The following is a 17,777-nucleotide window of genomic DNA, read 5'->3' on the forward strand; positions in this document are numbered from 1 at the left end:
GATCTCTGCGATGACACGACCGGCCCTGATCGGTGACATCGGTGGGACCAACGCACGTTTCGCGCTGGTCACCCCCGGGGGAGTCGCCCCTCACGATATCCTCAGCCTGCCCTGCGCCGATTACCCCGGCCTGGTGGAAGCGGTGCAGGACTACCTTGCCCGCGTGGGCGCCACCGGCACACAGGCACCGCGAGAGGCGTGCCTGGCCTTCGCCTGCCCGGTGCATGACGACCGCATCAAGATGACCAACAACCACTGGGTCTTCTCGCGCGCCGCGGTCCAGGCCGAGCTCGGGCTCACCCTCTTCAAGGCGATCAACGACTTCACCGCCCAGGCCCTGGGAGTACCCCATGTGGCCGAGGAGGAGCTGGTCGAGATCCAGTCGGGCGAGGCGACTCCCCACGCCGCCCGGCTGGTCATCGGCCCCGGCACCGGCCTCGGTGTGGCCACCCTCTTCCCCGGACGCCACGCCTGGATCCCGCTGCCGGGTGAGGGAGGCCACATTACCTACGCACCCACCGACGAGCGGGAACGACAGCTGCTTCACCACTTCCATCACCGTTACGGGCGCGTCTCGGTGGAGCGCGTTCTCTGTGGCCAGGGGCTGCTCGACCTCTACCTCGCCCACTGCGTACTGGAGAGCGCCACGCCCGCGCTCTCCACGCCGGCCCAGGTGACAGCGGCCGCCGACGAGGACCCCATCGCCCGTGATACCCTGCTGCGATTCCTGAAGATCCTCGGCGATGTCTGCGGTGATGCGGCACTCACCCTGGGCGCCCGCGGCGGTGTCACGCTATGCGGTGGCATCCTGCCGCGGCTGCTCGACTGGCTGCCCCAAAGCCGCTTCCGTGAGGCCTTCGCCGACAAGGGGCGCATGCATGCCTACAATGCCGCGATCCCGATCCATGTCGTTACGGCGCCATGGCCGGGCCTGCTGGGCGCCGCCGAGGCACTGCACAATGAAGAAGTCGAATAGCTCGACGGAAGAGGTCAAACGATGATTCCCGCAACTCTGCGAACCCTGCTCGATGATACCGACGGCCAGCGTCGTGCCGAATGGCATGGCCGCGATATATGGCTGGCCAACGAAACCTGGGGCGAGCTTGTCGTCTCGCTGCAGGGGGCTCAAGTGCTTCACTATTGCCCGTCGCCGCTCTCTATCGCGCCCGAAACCGCGCGAGCCGTTGGCGCTCTTCCTAACGCACCCGAAACCGCGCAAGCTGAAGGCGCTCTACCCAACGCGCCCGAAGCCGCGCGAGCCGCTGGCGCTCTTCCAAACGACGCTGCGGAGGCACCCGAGGGCATGGCGGCCGGCGGCTGGCTATGGGTGACGCCCACGCCCCAGGACCCGCCCGGGGCCATCCGCGGCGGTATCCCGCTCTGCTGGCCCTGGTTTGCCGACGAGCACACGGCCGATGAGAGTGCGGACCGCTCCGGCCCGCTGCATGGGCCGGCGCGCAAGGCGGCGTGGCGCCTCGACGCGGTGGACGAACACGAAGAGGGCGTGGAGCTTCACCTCTCTCCCGAGTTACGCCTGCATAGTCAGCTCACTCCACGAGCGGTGATCCAGGCCAACGCCAACCGCCTTCATGTGGAGCTTATCACCGAACACACCGGCGAGACGCCGGTGAAGATGAGCGGTGCGCTGCACACCTACCTGGCGGTAACCGACGCCTTTGGGTGCCGCCTGGAAGGCCTCCCCGGCGCCCGCTATCTCGACAAGCTGGCCGGCTTCGCCGAGCGGGAGCAGCAGGGAGAACTCGGCGTGCGTGGTGCGCTGGACCGCATCTACCACAGCAATGCCGAGCTCACCCTCGACGATGGCAACCGCCGCCTGCGCATCGCTCGCCAGGGCAGCGACTCGGCGGTGGTCTGGCACCCCGGCGATGACGCCCTGCCCGCCGATACACCGGCCGAGGTGGGTCGCCACTTCCTCTGCGTGGAGGCCGCCAACACCCGTCTCGACCCGGTGTGGCTGGTGCCCGGCGCCCAGCATCTGCTGGGTACCACCATCAGCCTGGATGCCGAGAGCCCACAACACTGACGACACTTGCCACGCACCCCGAATCACGCAAGGAGACGCCGACATGCGCCAGCTACAGTGGGGCATACTGAGCACCGCCGGCATCGCCCGCAAGGCGATGATCCCGGCCATTCAGGCCGCGCCCAATGCGCGCCTCACCGCCATCGCCAGCGAAAGCGGCAAGGCCGGTGATGTGGCCGCGGAATACGGCATCCCCCGCGCCCACGAGGGGTTCCGCCAGCTGCTGGAAGACCCGGATGTGGAAGCGGTCTATGTGCCACTGCCCAATCACCTCCACGCTCGCTGGGTGTGCGAGGCGGCACGTCACGGCAAGCATGTGCTGTGCGAGAAGCCCGCCGCCCTCGACGCCGAGGAGGCCCGCACCATGCAGGAGGCCTGCGACAGGGCCGGGGTGGCGCTGATGGAGGGCTACATGTATCGCCATCACCCTCAGCATCTCAGGGTCCGGGAGCTTATCGAGCGCGGCGAGATCGGCGACGTCCGCCAGGTGCGCGGACTCTTCTCCTTTCCCCTGGCCCTGGATAGCGACAATATCCGCCTCTCCGCCGATGCCGCCGGCGGCAGCCTCCACGACGTCGGCTGCTATCCACTGGATGTGATTCGCCGCCTGCTCGGCATGCCCGAGTCGGTCACGGTGGTGGGCCGGGTACCCGAGGCGCTCGGCGTGGACACCAGCGTCAACGGCGTGCTGCGCTATGCCGACGGCCGGCTGGCGGAGTTCGGCGCCAGCTTCGAACAGACCATGCTCAACCGCTACGAGGTGATCGGCAGCCACGGCAGCCTGCTGCTTCCCACTGCCTTCCGCCCCGACAAGCAGGGCGGCGTTGGCGAGATCGTCATCACCGACGAACGGGGCCGCACCCGCCGCGAGCCGGTCTACGGCGATCAGTATCCGGCTCAGGTCGAGGCCTTCTCCGCCTGGGCCCTGGGCGAACGCCCTGCTCCGGATGCCCCCGCCGAACTCGCCGATCAGGCGCGGCTACTGGCGGCCTGCCGGGAATCGCTGCATCAGGAGTGCACGATTCGCCTACGCGCATAGGCCGACACCTCCCCTAGCCCCCCCGACCAACCACCGGCACCGAACCAGGCTGCCACGGCCTCTACCACGCTGTGACATGCCTGGTGCCGGCCGACTGCCCTGTCGGCTTGTCAAAATGTCAGACATTTATTAATCTAAACGCATTGCCCATACTGGAGCGATGCCATGTCCGACAAGGCAGCCCCCTCGACCGAGACCCGCACGACCTCCCTGAACAACCTCCCCCCCCACCAGGGAGGCGCCGAAGCCTTGGCTCGCCTACTGGCCCGGGCGCTGTTCGCCGGCCGCTGGCGACCCGGCGATGACTTCCCCAAGGAGATGGACCTTTGCCATCACTTCGCGGTGAGTCGCAATCAGGTTCGCAACGCCCTGGCCAGTCTCACCGCCACCGGGCTGATCGAGCGCACCGCCGGCCGCGGCAGTGTGGTGCGCATGGTCGATGACTGGCACCTGCTCGACCCGCTCGTCAGCGACTGGATGACCGGCATCGAGAGTCTCGACGCCTCCCTGATTCGCGAGATCTTCGCCTTCCGTTACTCGGCGGAACCGGTCGTCGCCCGGCTCGCCGCCGATGCCGCCGAGCCGGCGGATCTCGATCGCCTGGAGGCCGCCTACCAGGGGATGTGTGCCACCGCCGACAAGCCCGGCGCCCGCGACCTTCATGCCGAACACGACGTGGCCTTCCACGACGCCATCTATCGCGCCAGCCACAACCTGGTCTGGCGCCAGATGGGCCACCTGCTGCGCCCCTCGATCATTGCCCTGATCCAGAGCTCCCAGGCCCGGGTCTCCGGTGAGCACGAGGGTCTCGACGATAGCCTGGCCCGCCACGGCCGCGTACTGGAGGCCATCACTCGTCGTGATGGCGCCGCCGCCGAGAGTGCCGCCCGTGAGGTGCTCCGGCGTACCGCCATCGACCTGGCCATCGTGCCCACCCCCTCTCACTCCCATCCCACTCCCGAGGATTCCCCATGAAGATCACCCGACTCAAGACCTGGCAGGTTCCCCCGCGCTGGCTGTTCCTCAAGATCGAGACCGATGAAGGGTGCTACGGCTGGGGCGAGCCGGTCATCGAAGGCCGCGCCGCCACCGTGGAGGCCGCCGTCCACGAGCTCGCCGACTATCTGATCGGCCAGGACCCGCACCGCATCGAACACCTGTGGAACACGCTCTATCGCGCCGGCTTCTACCGTGGCGGGCCGATCCTGATGAGTGCCATCGCCGGCATCGACCAGGCGCTCTGGGACCTCAAGGGCCGCGACCTGGGGGTGCCGGTGCACCAGCTGCTGGGCGGCGCGGTGCGCGATCGCATGCGCATGTACGCCTGGACGGGCGGCGACCGTCCGAGTGACGTGGGCGCCGGGGCCCGTGCCCTGGTCGCACAGGGCTTTACCGCCTTCAAGATGAACGGTACCGCGGAGCTCGCCATCGTCGACTCCCACCGCAAGGTCGACGAGGCGGTGGCACGCGTGGCAGAGGCACGCGACGCCGTGGGCCCCGACGTGGGCATCGGCATCGACTTCCATGGCCGGGTCCATCGGCCCATGGCCAAGGCGCTGCTGCGTGAGCTGGAGCCCTTCCACCCGATGTTCGTCGAGGAACCGGTGGCCCCCGAGCACCTGCCCTGCCTCAAGCAGATCGCCGGTGGCCTGGGGTATCCCCTGGCGACCGGCGAGCGGCTGCACACCCGCTTCGAATTCCGCGACCTGCTCGCCGATGGCATGATCGATATCATCCAGCCCGACCTCTCCCACTGCGGCGGCATCAGCGAGGGGCTCAAGATTGCCTCCATGGCCTCCGCCCATGATGTCGCGCTGGCCCCGCACTGCCCGCTCGGCCCGCTGACCCTGGCCGCCTCCCTGCAGCTCGATGCGGTGTGTCACAACGCCTTCATCCAGGAGCAGAGCATGGGCATCCATTACAACCGCGACAACGATGTACTCGACTACCTGGTCGACAAGTCGGCGCTGTCCATCGAGGAGGGCTTCTGTGCCATTCCTCAGGGACCGGGACTCGGCGTGGAGATCGACGAGGCCTTCGTCGAGGAGCGCGCGAAGGTCGGCCATCGCTGGCGTAACCCGGTGTGGACGCATGAGGACGGCTCCATCGCCGAATGGTAGGGAACAGGAGAGAGAAGAGTTATGAGTTTCAGCTTCAACGACCTGACCTTCGGCGACCTGAAGGACCAGAGCGTCTTCATCACCGGCGGTGGCTCGGGCATCGGCGCGGCCCTGACCGAGGGCTTCCTGGCCCAGGGCGCCAGGGTGGCCTTCGTCGACCTGGACGATGCCGAAGCGTTCTGCGATGCCATGGAGGCGAAGTACGCCAGCCGGCCGCTCGCCATCGCCTGTGATATCCGTGACGTGACGGCGCTCCAGGCGGCCATCGCACAGGCGCGTCATGCCCATGGCCCGATCGGCGTGCTGGTCAACAATGCCGCCAGGGACACCCGTCACCGCCTCGATGAGTGGAGCGCCGAGGAGTGGGATGACTCCCTCGCCACCAATCTGCGGCCGCAGTTCTTCACTGCCCAGGCCGTCGCCGCCGACATGCGCGAGCTGGGCGGCGGCGCAATCATCAACCTCTCCTCCAACAGCGTGCACCTGGGCCTTGCCGGCTATCCGGCCTATGTCACCGCCAAGGCCGGCATTCTGGGCCTGACCCGGGCACTGGCCCGCGAACTGGGCCCCGATGCCATCCGCGTCAACTGCCTGATCCCCGGCTGGGTGATGACCAGGCGTCAGAAGGAGCTCTGGGTCAACGAGGCCGACCTTCGGGAGTGTCTGGCTCAGCAGTGCCTCAAGGAGCCGATTCCGGTGGAAGACATGATCGGTCCCTGCCTGTTCCTGGCCTCCCGGGCATCGCGGATGATGACCGGCCAGGAGCTGATCATCGATGGGGGTCGAGCATGAGCCATTCAGTGGCCGAGTCGCTGGCCTGGGTCGCTGTCGACTGGGGCTCGAGCAATCTGCGCGCCTGGGCCCTGGACGCCCGTAACAGGGTGCTGGCCCGCACCGGCTCACGGCGTGGCATGCTCTCGCTGACACCCCATGACTATGAGCCCGAACTCAAGCGGGTGATCGGCGACTGGCTGCCCCCCACGGGCCGCGTGCCGGTGCGGATATGCGGCATGGCAGGGGCTCGCCAGGGTTGGCTCGAGGCCGCCTACCTGCCGGTGCCGACCCGGCTGGACAATCTGTCTCGGGGCGCGGTGAGGCCCTCGCTCGAGGATCCACGCCTGGAGGTCACCCTGTTGCCGGGGCTCTGCCAGGCAGCCGATGACCAGCAGCACGGCTTCGATGTAATGCGCGGCGAGGAGACTCAGCTGGCCGGCCTCTGTCGTGCCGATGCCGGCCAGGGTGGGCGAGAGGAGGCCTTCTCTCCTGTCACGGGGCTCGCCTGCCTGCCCGGCACCCACGCCAAGTGGGCATGGCTCGAAGAGGGAACGGTCACCCGCTTCACCACCTGCATGACCGGCGAACTATACGACCTGCTGGCCCGCCAGTCGGTGCTGCGCCACTCTCTCGACCACCCGGCCGGTATCGACGACCCCAGCGAGCCGGGCAATCGCGAGTGTTTCATTGCGGCCGTACGCGAGATCAACGACGCCCCCGCCGCCTTTACCGCCAGGCTCTTCAGCCTGCGTGCCCGCGACCTGCTGGACGACGGCCTGCCGGTCGGCGAGGCCCGTGGCGCTCGCCTCGCCGCGCGTCTGTCGGGTCTCGTCATCGGTCTGGAGCTCGCGGGACTGCGGGACGAGCTGAGGCTCGAGTCGGCGGCGGCCCGGGACATCACCCTGATCGGCAACGACACGCTCTGCGCGCGCTACGCCCTGGCGCTTTCGACCCTGGGCCACACCAGCCACACGCTGGACGGCGAGAGCGCCGTGCTCGCCGGCCTGAGCCTGGCCAATCGCACCCTGAGCCAGGCCGCCATGAACCGCGCCTCAGGCGCCTGAATCCCCGTTGATGGAGATCGACCCATGTCCCTGCCCCTGATCGGCATCCTGCGCGGCGTCACCCCCGACGAGGCGGTGGCGTTGGGTGAGGCGGTGCTCGCCGCTGGCATCACCACCCTCGAGGTGCCCCTCAACTCCCCCGACCCGCTGGAGAGCATCCGCCGCCTGGCCGACACCCTGGGCGACCGGGCCCTGGTGGGCGCCGGCACCGTGCTGACGCCTACCCAGGTACGCGACGTCTTCGCCGCCGGCGGTCGACTCGTGGTCTCGCCCAACTGCCGGCCGGCGGTCATCGAGGAGAGCCGTCGTCTCGACATGCAGAGCTGGCCGGGTATCGTCACCCCTTCCGAGGCCTTCGACGCCCTGGAAGCAGGCGCCAGCGGCCTCAAGCTGTTCCCGGCGATCCAGGTGGGTCTCGAGGGCATGCAGGCCATGCGCGCCGTGCTCCCCACCGGCACCCGGCTCTATGCGGTGGGTGGCATCGGCGTGGACAACTTTGCCGCCTGGCGGTCCGCCGGCATCGATGGCGCCGGCCTGGGCAGCGCCCTCTACCGGCCCGGCCAGAGCCCGGCCCTGGTGGGCGAGCAGGCCCAGGCGCTGGTGGCGGCCTGGCGTGTCGCGGGAGGTGAGGCATGATGACACCGCGTATCCGTGCCGAACTCGCCGTGGAGCGTCATTGCGAACTGGGCGAAGGCCCCCAGTGGCATGCCGCCGCGGGGCGCCTCTACTGGTGCGATATTCTCGCACGGCGACTGCACTGGCTGGCGCCCTCCACCGGGGCCACCGGCCAGCATGCCCTCGACCACCGGGTCTCCCTGGCCGCCCCACTGGCGGGTGGGGAGCTTCTGCTGGTGGGCGAGGATCGCCTCAGCCGTTTTGACCCTCATGGTGGAAGGGTCGAGAAACTCCTCGACTTCGAGGCCGACAATCCCGTCACCCGCAGCAACGACGGCCGTGTCGACCGCCACGGCAGCCTGTGGCTCTCCAGCATGGGCAGGGCCGCCGAGCCCGGTGCCGGCAGCCTCTATCGCCTGCATCGGGGTGAGCTGACGCGCCTGCGTACCGGCTTGACCATCCCCAACGCCATCTGCTTCTCGCCCGACGGGGAGTCTGCCTGGTTTACCGACACCGTGACCGGCGTGGTGATGCGCTGGGCCCTGGATCGTGAGGGCTGGCCACTGGGGGAGCCTACCCACTGGGCCGACGTCTCGGGCACTTCGGGCCATCCCGACGGCGCGGTGGTGGACGCCGAGGGCTACCTCTGGCTCGCCCTGTGGGGCGCCGGCCAGGTGGTGAGACTGGATCACGACGGCCATATCGTCGCCGAGATCGAGCTCCCGGTGACCCAGCCCTCCTGCCCCGTCTTCGCCGGAAAGAACCTCGAGCGGCTCTATATCACCACCGCCCGGGAGGGCCTGAATGACGCCGCCCTCGCCGCACAGCCACTGGCCGGTGCCCTGTTCGTGGCCGATGTGGGCGTGACCGGGCTGGCCGAGCCGCTGCTGCGGCTGACATAGGGCCGAACTGACAGAGGGCCGAACTGACATAGGGCCGAGGTAAAAAACCCGGCCTTGGAAGGCCGGGTGAAAGGCGACAGCGACTGGCTGTCGAGAGAGCACAGGGTCATGAAACCATCAGTGGTGGTAGCGCTCCGCCACCTCCTTGGCCAGCTGACGGATGCCGTTCCAGTCCTCGGCCTCGACCAGGGATTTCGGCGTCAGCCAGGAGCCCCCCACGCACATCACGTTCACAAGCGCCAGATAGTCTGCGGCGTTGTCCAGATTGATGCCGCCGGTGGGGCAGAACCGCGCCTCGGGCAGCGGGCCCGCGAAGGCCTTGAGCGCCTTGACGCCACCACTGGCTTCGGCGGGGAAGAACTTGAAGCGGCGGTAGCCAAACTGCCAGCCGGTCATCAGCTCGGAGACACTGGCCACCCCGGGCAGCATGGGTACCGGGCTCTCCACGCCATGGCGATAGAGCGCCTCGGTGGTGCCGGGGGTAACGATGAAGTCGGCCCCCACCTCCTCGGCCTGCCGATACTGGGCCGGCGTCAACACGGTACCCACGCCGATGCTGGCCTGGGGCAGCGCCTCCTTGATGCGTCGAATCGCCTCCAGGGCACAGTCGGTGCGCAGGGTGACCTCCAGCACGGAGAGGCCACCTTCGAAGAGGGCGCGAGCCAGAGGCACGGCATCCTCGATACGCTCGATGGCCAGCACCGGAATGACCTCTGCCTTGAGGCAGATGCTGTCAAGCTCGGTGGTACGGGTCGAGGGAAGCTGCTTGTCGGGGGTCATGAAGATATCTCCAAAGCTCAGGGGGCCCAGTAGGTCGCCAACGGGCAGGCCAGGAAGGCGCGAATCGGTAGCTCACGGACGTCGTCGCCGGCCAGCGCTCGGGCCAGCACGGCCTGCTTGTCACCACCGGTGATATGCAGAAAATGGCGGCGCGCCTGGTGCAGGCGACCGGCGCTCAGGGTGATACGCGGCTGGGGCTGGCTCGGCGTCCGCACGGCCACCGTGGTGGCATCGGTGCTCAGTGCCAGATCGAGCTCGCGGCTATCGGGAAACAGCGAGGCGGTGTGACCGTCGCCCCCCATGCCGAGAATCACCACGCTGGCCGGCCAGGCCAGGGCCTCGATGCGTTCGGCCACGACCTCGGCCCCCTCTTCGGGGGTGGAGTGGTCACTGGTCAGGGGCGTGAAGGTGGCCGACGCCGCTGGGCCGCGCAACAGATGCTCTCGCACCAGGCGGGCGTTACTGTCGTCGGCCGTCTCGGCCACCCAGCGCTCGTCGGCCAGGGTGACCTGGACCCGCTCCCAGGGTAGCCGGCAGGCGGCCAGCGCCGTGAAGAACGGTACCGGCGTCGAGCCACCGGAGACCACCAGCAGGGCGCGATCATGGTGCTCGAGGTCGACGCGCAGGGCCTCGGCCACCGCCTCGGCCAGCTGCCGGGCAAGCTGTTCACGGGGAGAAACGTTCGTCATGTTCAATAATCCTCATACCAACTGCGGCCATCCTGGGTGATCATGGCGGTCTCGAGAGAGTCGACAGTGGCCCTAATGGGCCGGCCGGGATGCCTCAATAGTCTTCATACCAGCTGCGGCCATCCTGGGTGATCATGGCGATGGACGCGACGGGGCCCCAGGAGCCAGCCGGATAGCGGCGAGGCGGCTCGTCCCGGTCCTTCCAGGCGGCGTTCAGGCTGTCACACCACCGCCAGGCGTACTCCACCTCATCGCGACGCACGAAGAGATACTGCTGCCCCTTCATCACCTCCAGCAGCAGTCGCTCATAGGCATCGGGGATACGCGTCTTGGGAAAGGCGCTGTTGAAGTCCAGGTGCAGGGGGCCACGCCGCAGGCGCATGCCCTTGTCCAGGCCGCTGTCCTTGGTCAGCACCTCCAGGGCGATGCCCTCCTCGGGCTGCAGGCGGATCACCAGCTTGTTGGCGGCGAGATCGCGCTGATCCGGATCGAAGATATAGTGCGGCTGCTGGCGGAAGTGGATCACGATCTGCGAGAGCTTCTCGGGCATGCGCTTGCCGGTGCGCAGGTAGAAGGGCACGCCTGCCCAGCGCCAGTTGGCCACACCGGTCTTCATGGCCACGAAGGACTCGGTGTGGCTCTCGGTGTTGGCGCCCTCCTCCTCCAGGTAGCCGGGCACGCTCTTGCCGTCGATGGTGCCGGCGATGTACTGGCCGCGCACCACGTCACGCCCCAGCATGTCGTCGGTGAAGGGCTTGAGTGCCTTGAGCACCTTGACCTTCTCGTCGCGGATGGCGTCGGCATCCAGGTTCGCCGGTGGATCCATGGCGATCAGGCAGACCAGCTGCAGCAGGTGGTTCTGGACCATGTCACGCAGCTGGCCGGCATCATCGAAGTAGCCCCAGCGCCCCTCGATACCGACCTGCTCGGCCACGGTGATCTCCACATGGGAGATATGGTTCTGGTTCCACTGGGTGCCGAACAGGGGGTTGGCGAAACGCAGCGCGATCAGGTTCTGCACCGTCTCCTTGCCCAGGTAGTGGTCGATGCGATAGATACGGGACTCGGGGAAGACGGCACCGATGGCGTCGTTGATCTCGGCAGAAGAGGCCAGGTCGTAGCCGATCGGCTTCTCGACCACCACGCGTGACTCGTCATCGAGGCAGCCGGTGGACTCGAGGTGCCGGCAGATATCGCCGTAGATCCTGGCGGCCACCGAGAGATAGACCACCATCGGCCGCTCGGCACCCTGGCGCCATTCATGGATGGCGGCATAACCCTCGGGGCGGGTGAAGTCGAGCTGCAGGAAGTCGATACGCGCCAGAAAACGCTCCAGTGCCTTGCGATCAAGCTCCTCCGGCTTGACGCGGGCCTTCAGCGTCTTCTCGACCACCGCTCTAAAGCTGTCACGGTCATGCTCCTGACGAGCCAGCCCCAGCAGGCGAGTGGCGGGATCCAGCAGCCCTTCACGCTCCAGGTGGAACAGCGAAGGAAACAGCTTGCGTTGGGCCAGGTCGCCGAGAGCGCCGAACAGCGCCAGATCGATCTCGGCTCCAGTCGCTTGCCCGGCTCGGTTGTGTTGGCTCATCCTCACCCCTTTTCGTTAACTTACAAAAAAAATACGCACAAGACGCAAGAAAAGCAAGCACCGATAGTAACTTTACAAATAAAAATGGCTTGCCGGCCACACCATGTGGCCTAACCCCGGAAGGACAAGCTAGGATAGTCACCACCATGTAGTTAAATCACCACATTTTCCACCATCGCGCCAACTCGCGGCCACGCGCCGCCCCAGCACGGAGAGCTCGCCCCCCCCATGGCTCGTCACGACCTGATCGATCGCATCCGACAGCGCCTCGAGGAACTCAACCGCTCCGAACGCAAGGTCGCCGACGTGATTCTCGCCGACCCGACGGCCGCTACCGGCATGAGCATCGCCACCCTCGCGCAGGCCGCATCCGTCAGCGAACCCACCGTCAATCGCTTCTGCCGCAGCTTCGACGCCAAGGGCTATCCGGACTTCAAGATCAAGCTGGCCCAGAGCCTGGCCAGGGGCACCCCCTACGTAAGCCAGGCGGTGGAGCCCGACGACAGCGCCGCCGACTACACCCAGAAGATCTTCGGAGCCACCATCGCCGCCCTGGACGCGGCACGTCGCCAGACCGACGTCACCCGCATCGAGCGCGTGGTCGACTTCCTGATCCAGGCCAAACAGGTCCACTTCTTCGGCCTGGGCGCCTCGGGTGCCGTGGCCCAGGATGCCCAGCACAAGTTCTTCCGCTTCAACCTGCCGGTCACTGCCTATATCGACGTGCTGATGCAGCGCATGGTGGCCTCCACCTGCCATACCGGGGATGTGGTGGTGGTCATCTCATGGACCGGCCGCACCCGCGAACTGGTCGACATCGCCAGGCTGGCACGCGAGAACGGTGCCGTGGTGCTGGGCATTACCGCGCCGAGCTCTCCGCTGGCCCGGGAGTGCAGCGAGACCCTGGAGGTCGCGACCCCCGAGGATACCGATTACTACATGCCCATGACCTCGAGGATGATCCAGCTGGCCCTGATCGATGTGCTGGCCACCGGGGTCACCCTGCGTCGCGGCGAGGACTTCCTCGGCCACCTCAAGAAGATCAAGGATAGTCTTCAGGATACCCGCTACCCCGGCAGCGACGACTGAGCCCCCACCGACGCAACGCCGCCCCGCCGAGCTTCGGCGAGGCGGCGTTGTCTCTGGCATCAGAGGATGGTCAGCAGAAGGCTGCTGGCATGCGTCCTACACGCTGGCGAAGGCCGCGTAGATCGCCACCACCAGCACCACCAGCACGATCCCCACGGGCACGGCTCCCTTCCAGGGTGTCAGGTCCACCGCCTGAACATCCTCATGCACCCAGGCGGTGTCACGTGGGCGCAGCTTGCCGATCAGCAGCATCATCGCCACCAGCAGCACAAAGACCAGGGTCACGAAGTGGAACTCGTGCATGATCACGGGCAGCTTGTCGAAGGGCGGCACGAAGTAGCCGGCGGCGATCAGCAGACAGCCCCCGATCAGCGCGATCTTGGCTGCCATGGGCGGGACCCGACGGGTAAGCAGCCCCACCAGCACCACCGCCAGAATGGGGATGAAGTAGATGGCATTCATCTTCTGCAGATAGCCGAACAGGCTCTCCTGTCCGGCCAGCAACGGAGCGATGATCATGGTCACTACGGCCATGACCCAGCCGAACACCTTGCCCGACCTGACCACCTGCTCCTCGCTGGCCTCCTTGTTGAGCACCCCCTTGTAGATCCCCAGGCTGAAGATGGTGGTCGTGCTGTTGAGTGCCGAGTTGAACGACGAGAGGATGGCACCCACCATCACTGCGGCGAAGAAGCCCGTGAGGTACGGCGGCAGCACGTTGAATACCAGCTGGCCATAGGCCTCGTCTGCGCGCACTCCCTGATCGGCGTAGAGGTGATAGGCGATGATCCCCGGCAGCACCAGATAGAGTGGCCCCAGCAGCTTGAAGAACCCGGTCAGCAGCACACCCTTCTGGCCCTCCGCGAGGTTCTTGGCCGCGAAGGTGCGCTGGATGATCTGCTGGTTGGTCGTCCAGTAGAAGACATTGATCAGAAACACCCCGGTAAACAGGGTAAAGAAGGGTACCTGCTGCTCGGCCCCCCCGATGGAGTTGAGCTTCTCCGGATCGCTGGCCTTGAGGGTGTTCCACCCCTCCAGCACGCCGCTGCCGTCACTGACCGCCTGCAGGCCGAAATAGACGATCACGAAGCCACCGATCAGCAGCCCCACCCCGTTGAGGGTGTCGGAGACGGCAACGGTGCGCAGGCCGCCGAACAGCGCATAGACGGCGCCAATGATGCCCACGATCCAGACGGTCAGCCACAGCAGCACGGTGGGCGACTGGATACCGGTGAGCCCCTGCAGATCGAGCATGCCCTGCAGTCCCATGGCCCCCGAGTAGAGGATGATGGGCAGCAGGATCACCGCATAGGCGATCAGGAAGATGATGTTGGTGATCAGCTGGGTGCCACGGTCGAAGCGGATCTCGAGCAGCTGCGGTAGCGTCGCGATACCGCTTCTCAGGAAGCGAGGCAGAAAGAACAGGGCCAGCGCCACCAGTGCGATGACGGCCACCACCTCCCAGGCCATCACGCTGAGGCCGTCGGTAAAGGCGGCGCCGTTGAGCCCCACCATCTGCTCGGTGGAAAGGTTGGTCATCAGCAGCGACCCCGCAATCAGCGGAAAGGTCAGGGTGCGGCCGGCAAGGAAGTAACCCTTGGTGCTTGAGTGATCGTCACGGCGCGTGATGCGCCAGGTGATGAAGGCGACCAGTCCCGTGAAGAACAGGAAGGACGCCAGGGTGAGGGCATGCATGGGGGAGCCTCTCTTCTGTCGGTGTCGGGGCCCGACCACAGCCGGCCGGAATGTCTGACATTAAGAATTGCCACGCCATTCTAGCCGGATATCCCTCCGTCAATATTCGACTTTGGTCAAAAAGAGCACGATAGCTTTGTTAATCTTACCGAGCAGGGAGGTGCTATCACTCCGCGCCGGAGCGCGCCCCGCCAGGGGCGACACCCGGGCGCCAGGACCGTCAGTAGCTGTAGTCGATCGAGGCCACGGCGGCGGTAACGGTGATCTCCACCTTGAGCTCATCGGCCGGCATCGGCGCACAGACGCAGGTACGTGCCGGGGCATGGCCGTCGGGAACCCAGGCGTCCCACACCGCGTTCATGGCAGCGAAGTCATGGCCATCCTTGAGATAGATGGTGGCCGTCAGCAGGCTCTCGCGATCGCTGCCCACCTCCTTGAGCAGTGCATCCACACGGGCCAGCATGCTCTCGGTCTGTGCGGTGATGTCGCCATGGCGTGCCTCGGGGCCGGCTACCTGGCCGCACAGATAGGCGATGCCGTTGTGGATGACGGCACGACTCATGCGTGCCTTGGTGTCGTAGCGATTGATCGTCATCGTGTTTCTCCTCGCCGTTGCATGAAAGGTGGAGACCAATTATCACCGCTGCGCCCGACAGCGTCGATGCCGGACACGCCGAAATCCCTCATCATGGTAGTAGGCTTCAGGGCCTCAAGAGCCAGCAGCCGGAAACGACGACGCCCCGAGCCGAACCGGCCCCGGGGCGTCATGGTGACAGGACGATTGCGAAAGGATCAGCGCAGCAGCAGCACCGGCCCTCGGGCATTACGCAGCATGGCGGTGGTGGTGCTGCCCACCAGCAGGTGACGGATACGCGAGTGACCATAGGCCCCCATCACCAGCAGGTCGATCTCCTGCTCCTCCTGATAGGCGCGCAGGGTCGCCTCCACCTCGCCGGCGCGGATGGCACCCTCGGCCTCGTGCCCGGCATCGCCCAGGGTCTTCAGGGCCCACTCGAGCTGTGAGCGGTTGTCACCTGTCTCGGCGCCGACGATCATCACATGGACCGGCACGCCGTCGAACAGCGGGCTCCGGGCCAACATCTCGACGCCCTTGCGGGTGGTCTTGCTGCCATCGAAGGCGAGCAGCACCTTCTCGGGGCGACGGAAGGTATCCGGCACCATCAGAATGGGCCGGTGCAGGCTGCGCACCACCCGCTCCAGATTGGAGCCCAGGTGCCCGCTGTCCTGATGGGCGGTCTCGCCGCGCTTGCCCACCACCAGCAGACGAATCTCCTCCTGCAGCTCCTCCAGGGTCTCCACCAGGGTACCGTTGCGCTGGCGAATGCCGGGATCGCTCACACCACCCTCGACGGCACGCTCCCTGGCGGCCTTGAGCATCAGCCGCCCCTGCTCCTGAGCCACCTTGGCGCGCTTCTCCTCCAGCTGGGCCAGCTCCTCGAGCAGATGCTCCCGGGCCCCCAGACCGAGGTTGCCGGACAGGTCCGTCTCGGCGGTCTGGGGGTGGTTGTCGTTCACATGCAGGAAGGTCAGCGGGGCATTCAGCGCCTGGCTCGCCCAGGCGCCGTAGTCACACACTCCTTCGGAGAACTTCGAGCCGTCGATGGCGGCCATCACCTGTTCTGTCATCGTCTTGTCCTGAAGCTGGCGTGGGTATCCATTACGTTAGTACACCATCGTTCTACATCATCCGGCCGACGGGTCAATGACCGCCCATCAGCTTCTCGACGGCCTCGGGGTCATCATGCACCGCATAACGGTCGACGATGGTGGCACTCGCCTCGTTGAGGCCGACCAGCTCCACCTCGGTGCCTTCGCGCCGGAACTTGATCACGATGCGGTCCAGCGCCTGAACGGCGGTAATGTCCCAGAAGTGGGCGCGTGACAGATCGATGGTGACCTTCTCCACGGTCTCCTTGAAGTCGAAGGCGTTGCCGAAGCGCTCGGAGGAGGCGAAGAACACCTGACCCACCACCTTGTAGACCCGGTGCCCCTCTTCCGGCGTCTCGGCGCCAACGTAGAGGATATTGCCCACCTTGTTGGCGAAGTTCATGGCGGCGAGCAGCACGCCGACGAAGACACCGATCGCCAGGTTGTGGGTCCCCACGGTCACGGCCACCGTGGCCAGCATGACCACGTTGGTGCTCATGGGGTGCTTCCTGAGATCCCGGATGGAGCTCCAGCTGAAGGTACCGATGGAGACCATGATCATCACCGCGACCAGGGCGGCCATGGGAATCTGCGACACCCAGTCGGCGAGGAATACCACCATCAGCAGCAGCACGACGCCGGCGATCAGGGCGGAGAGACGCGTCCGCCCTCCCGACTTGATGTTGATCACCGACTGGCCAATCATCGCGCAACCCGCCATGCCCCCGATGAGGCCGGTGCCGATATTGGCCAGGCCCTGCCCCTTGCACTCACGGTTCTTGTCGCTGGGCGTATCGGTCAGGTCGTCGACGATGGTGGCGGTCATCATCGACTCCAGCAGACCCACCACGGTGAGCATGATCGAGTACGGCAGGATGATCATCAGCGTCTCGAGATTCAGCGGCACCTCGGGCCACAGGAAGACCGGCAGGGTATCGGGCAGCTCGCCCATGTCGCCGACGGTGCGAATCTCCATGCCGGTGAGCAGATAGACCGCGGTGAGAACCAGGATGCACACCAGCGGCGAGGGCAGCAGCTTGCCCACCCTTGGCAGGTAGGGGAAGCCGTAGATGATCGCCAGCCCCGCCGCCGTCATGGCATAAACGTGCCAGGTCACATCGGTGAGCTCCGGCAGCTGGGCCATGAAGATCAGGATCGCCAGGGCATTGACGAAGCCGGTCACCACCGAGCGCGACACGAAACGCATCAGATCGGCCAGGCGCAGGTAGCCGGCAATGATCTGGAAGACCCCGGTGAGCAGGGTGGCGGCCAACAGGTACTGCAGGCCATGCTCCTTGACCAGGGTGACCATCAGCAGCGCCATGGCGCCGGTGGCCGCCGAGATCATGCCCGGCCGGCCGCCGGCGAAGGCGATGATCACCGCCATGGAGAAGGAGGCGTAGAGGCCCACCTTGGGATCGACGCCTGCGATGATGGAGAAGGCGATCGCCTCGGGGATCAGCGCCAGAGCCACGACGATTCCCGCCAGGGTGTCGCCCTTGAGGTTGGAGAACCAGCTCCGTTTCATCTTTTCGTACATGCTGCGGTCCAGTCAGGAGTGATTGGAAGGCCATGAGGCATCGGGGGACGTGCCGGATTGACGCCGGGGCGCCCATGTATCACGCAGGGAGAAGGGAGTGTGGCAGGACGACGCGACCAGCCCTGCCAGACGCATCGAGTCACTCAGGAGCATCATCGGACGAAGGTTCG

At 66.4% G+C, this 17,777-nt stretch carries 17 protein-coding genes; 10 read left to right on the forward strand and 7 right to left on the reverse strand.

Features of this window, described 5'->3' with window-relative positions; translation table 11 throughout:
* Window positions 1–10: 10 nt before the first annotated feature.
* The 9 genes from glk to RM463_RS14560 all read left to right on the forward strand — a co-directional run bounded on the left by glk (window position 11) and on the right by RM463_RS14560 (window position 8,558).
* Entirely contained in the window at window positions 11–976 is a 966-nt protein-coding gene (gene glk, locus RM463_RS14520) for a glucokinase (RefSeq protein ID WP_311430401.1), read from the forward strand.
* Window positions 977–997: 21 nt separating this feature from the next.
* Window positions 998–2,044: a D-hexose-6-phosphate mutarotase gene (locus tag RM463_RS14525; RefSeq protein WP_311430402.1), complete on the forward strand. Its 1,047-nt coding sequence runs from the start codon at window positions 998–1,000 to the stop codon at window positions 2,042–2,044.
* Between the two features lie 43 nt (window positions 2,045–2,087).
* Window positions 2,088–3,083, forward strand: coding sequence for a Gfo/Idh/MocA family oxidoreductase (locus tag RM463_RS14530; RefSeq protein WP_311430403.1), 996 nt, complete (start codon window positions 2,088–2,090; stop codon window positions 3,081–3,083).
* Window positions 3,084–3,248: 165 nt separating this feature from the next.
* On the forward strand, window positions 3,249–4,058 hold the full coding sequence (locus RM463_RS14535; RefSeq protein WP_195688082.1) for a FadR/GntR family transcriptional regulator: 810 nt from the start codon (window positions 3,249–3,251) through the stop codon (window positions 4,056–4,058).
* Window positions 4,055–5,203, forward strand: a complete 1,149-nt coding sequence (gene dgoD, locus RM463_RS14540; RefSeq protein ID WP_195688083.1) for a galactonate dehydratase — start codon at window positions 4,055–4,057, stop codon at window positions 5,201–5,203. Before RM463_RS14535 ends, dgoD begins: the two co-directional genes overlap by 4 nt.
* A gap of 21 nt (window positions 5,204–5,224) precedes the next feature.
* Window positions 5,225–5,995, forward strand: coding sequence for an SDR family NAD(P)-dependent oxidoreductase (locus RM463_RS14545; protein ID WP_195688084.1), 771 nt, complete (start codon window positions 5,225–5,227; stop codon window positions 5,993–5,995).
* Entirely contained in the window at window positions 5,992–7,041 is a 1,050-nt protein-coding gene (locus RM463_RS14550) for a 2-dehydro-3-deoxygalactonokinase (protein ID WP_311430404.1), read from the forward strand. Before RM463_RS14545 ends, RM463_RS14550 begins: the two co-directional genes overlap by 4 nt.
* A gap of 24 nt (window positions 7,042–7,065) precedes the next feature.
* Entirely contained in the window at window positions 7,066–7,677 is a 612-nt protein-coding gene (locus RM463_RS14555) for a 2-dehydro-3-deoxy-6-phosphogalactonate aldolase (protein WP_311430405.1), read from the forward strand.
* The gene (locus RM463_RS14560) at window positions 7,674–8,558 is read left to right on the forward strand and encodes an SMP-30/gluconolactonase/LRE family protein (protein ID WP_311430406.1); all 885 of its coding nucleotides are present in this window, start codon (window positions 7,674–7,676) and stop codon (window positions 8,556–8,558) included. The genes RM463_RS14555 and RM463_RS14560 overlap by 4 nt, the downstream gene beginning before the upstream one ends.
* Before the next feature lie 117 nt (window positions 8,559–8,675).
* Here RM463_RS14560 and RM463_RS14565 read toward each other — a convergent pair whose 3' ends face one another.
* The 3 genes from RM463_RS14565 to zwf all read right to left on the reverse strand — a co-directional run bounded on the left by RM463_RS14565 (window position 8,676) and on the right by zwf (window position 11,615).
* Entirely contained in the window at window positions 8,676–9,338 is a 663-nt protein-coding gene (locus RM463_RS14565) for a bifunctional 4-hydroxy-2-oxoglutarate aldolase/2-dehydro-3-deoxy-phosphogluconate aldolase (RefSeq protein WP_311430407.1), read from the reverse strand.
* 17 nt (window positions 9,339–9,355) lie between these two features.
* Window positions 9,356–10,027, reverse strand: coding sequence for a 6-phosphogluconolactonase (pgl, locus tag RM463_RS14570; protein WP_311430408.1), 672 nt, complete (start codon window positions 10,025–10,027; stop codon window positions 9,356–9,358).
* A gap of 94 nt (window positions 10,028–10,121) precedes the next feature.
* A complete protein-coding gene (gene zwf, locus RM463_RS14575; protein WP_311430409.1) occupies window positions 10,122–11,615 on the reverse strand; it encodes a glucose-6-phosphate dehydrogenase in 1,494 nt (497 codons plus the stop codon).
* Between the two features lie 228 nt (window positions 11,616–11,843).
* On the opposite strand from zwf, the gene RM463_RS14580 reads away from it, so the two are divergent.
* Window positions 11,844–12,704, forward strand: a complete 861-nt coding sequence (locus RM463_RS14580; protein WP_195688091.1) for a MurR/RpiR family transcriptional regulator — start codon at window positions 11,844–11,846, stop codon at window positions 12,702–12,704.
* 96 nt (window positions 12,705–12,800) lie between these two features.
* Here RM463_RS14580 and RM463_RS14585 read toward each other — a convergent pair whose 3' ends face one another.
* The 4 genes from RM463_RS14585 to RM463_RS14600 all read right to left on the reverse strand — a co-directional run bounded on the left by RM463_RS14585 (window position 12,801) and on the right by RM463_RS14600 (window position 17,607).
* On the reverse strand, window positions 12,801–14,399 hold the full coding sequence (locus tag RM463_RS14585) for a solute:sodium symporter family transporter (RefSeq protein ID WP_311430410.1): 1,599 nt from the start codon (window positions 14,397–14,399) through the stop codon (window positions 12,801–12,803).
* Between the two features lie 220 nt (window positions 14,400–14,619).
* Window positions 14,620–14,994 (reverse strand): RidA family protein, encoded by a 375-nt coding sequence (locus tag RM463_RS14590; RefSeq protein WP_195688093.1) that lies wholly within the window; start codon window positions 14,992–14,994, stop codon window positions 14,620–14,622.
* Between the two features lie 197 nt (window positions 14,995–15,191).
* A complete protein-coding gene (locus tag RM463_RS14595) occupies window positions 15,192–16,046 on the reverse strand; it encodes a universal stress protein (protein WP_195688094.1) in 855 nt (284 codons plus the stop codon).
* A gap of 73 nt (window positions 16,047–16,119) precedes the next feature.
* Entirely contained in the window at window positions 16,120–17,607 is a 1,488-nt protein-coding gene (locus RM463_RS14600; RefSeq protein WP_195688095.1) for a SulP family inorganic anion transporter, read from the reverse strand.
* Between the last annotated feature and the right edge of the window lie 170 nt (window positions 17,608–17,777).

Source organism: Halomonas sp. LES1, assembly GCF_031846005.1.
Classification (GTDB): domain Bacteria; phylum Pseudomonadota; class Gammaproteobacteria; order Pseudomonadales; family Halomonadaceae; genus Halomonas.

Excerpts from the sequence above, each read along its gene's own strand:
- glk (WP_311430401.1), top strand. The coding sequence starts at position 11 with ATGACACGACCGGCCCTGATCGGTGACATCGGTGGGACCAACGCACGT.
- RM463_RS14525 (WP_311430402.1), top strand. The coding sequence starts at position 998 with ATGATTCCCGCAACTCTGCGAACCCTGCTCGATGATACCGACGGCCAG.
- RM463_RS14530 (WP_311430403.1), top strand. The coding sequence starts at position 2,088 with ATGCGCCAGCTACAGTGGGGCATACTGAGCACCGCCGGCATCGCCCGC.
- RM463_RS14535 (WP_195688082.1), top strand. The coding sequence starts at position 3,249 with ATGTCCGACAAGGCAGCCCCCTCGACCGAGACCCGCACGACCTCCCTG.
- dgoD (WP_195688083.1), top strand. The coding sequence starts at position 4,055 with ATGAAGATCACCCGACTCAAGACCTGGCAGGTTCCCCCGCGCTGGCTG.
- RM463_RS14545 (WP_195688084.1), top strand. The coding sequence starts at position 5,225 with ATGAGTTTCAGCTTCAACGACCTGACCTTCGGCGACCTGAAGGACCAG.
- RM463_RS14550 (WP_311430404.1), top strand. The coding sequence starts at position 5,992 with ATGAGCCATTCAGTGGCCGAGTCGCTGGCCTGGGTCGCTGTCGACTGG.
- RM463_RS14555 (WP_311430405.1), top strand. The coding sequence starts at position 7,066 with ATGTCCCTGCCCCTGATCGGCATCCTGCGCGGCGTCACCCCCGACGAG.
- RM463_RS14560 (WP_311430406.1), top strand. The coding sequence starts at position 7,674 with ATGATGACACCGCGTATCCGTGCCGAACTCGCCGTGGAGCGTCATTGC.
- RM463_RS14565 (WP_311430407.1), bottom strand. The coding sequence starts at position 9,338 with ATGACCCCCGACAAGCAGCTTCCCTCGACCCGTACCACCGAGCTTGAC.
- pgl (WP_311430408.1), bottom strand. The coding sequence starts at position 10,027 with ATGACGAACGTTTCTCCCCGTGAACAGCTTGCCCGGCAGCTGGCCGAG.
- zwf (WP_311430409.1), bottom strand. The coding sequence starts at position 11,615 with ATGAGCCAACACAACCGAGCCGGGCAAGCGACTGGAGCCGAGATCGAT.
- RM463_RS14580 (WP_195688091.1), top strand. The coding sequence starts at position 11,844 with ATGGCTCGTCACGACCTGATCGATCGCATCCGACAGCGCCTCGAGGAA.
- RM463_RS14585 (WP_311430410.1), bottom strand. The coding sequence starts at position 14,399 with ATGCATGCCCTCACCCTGGCGTCCTTCCTGTTCTTCACGGGACTGGTC.
- RM463_RS14590 (WP_195688093.1), bottom strand. The coding sequence starts at position 14,994 with ATGACGATCAATCGCTACGACACCAAGGCACGCATGAGTCGTGCCGTC.
- RM463_RS14595 (WP_195688094.1), bottom strand. The coding sequence starts at position 16,046 with ATGACAGAACAGGTGATGGCCGCCATCGACGGCTCGAAGTTCTCCGAA.
- RM463_RS14600 (WP_195688095.1), bottom strand. The coding sequence starts at position 17,607 with ATGTACGAAAAGATGAAACGGAGCTGGTTCTCCAACCTCAAGGGCGAC.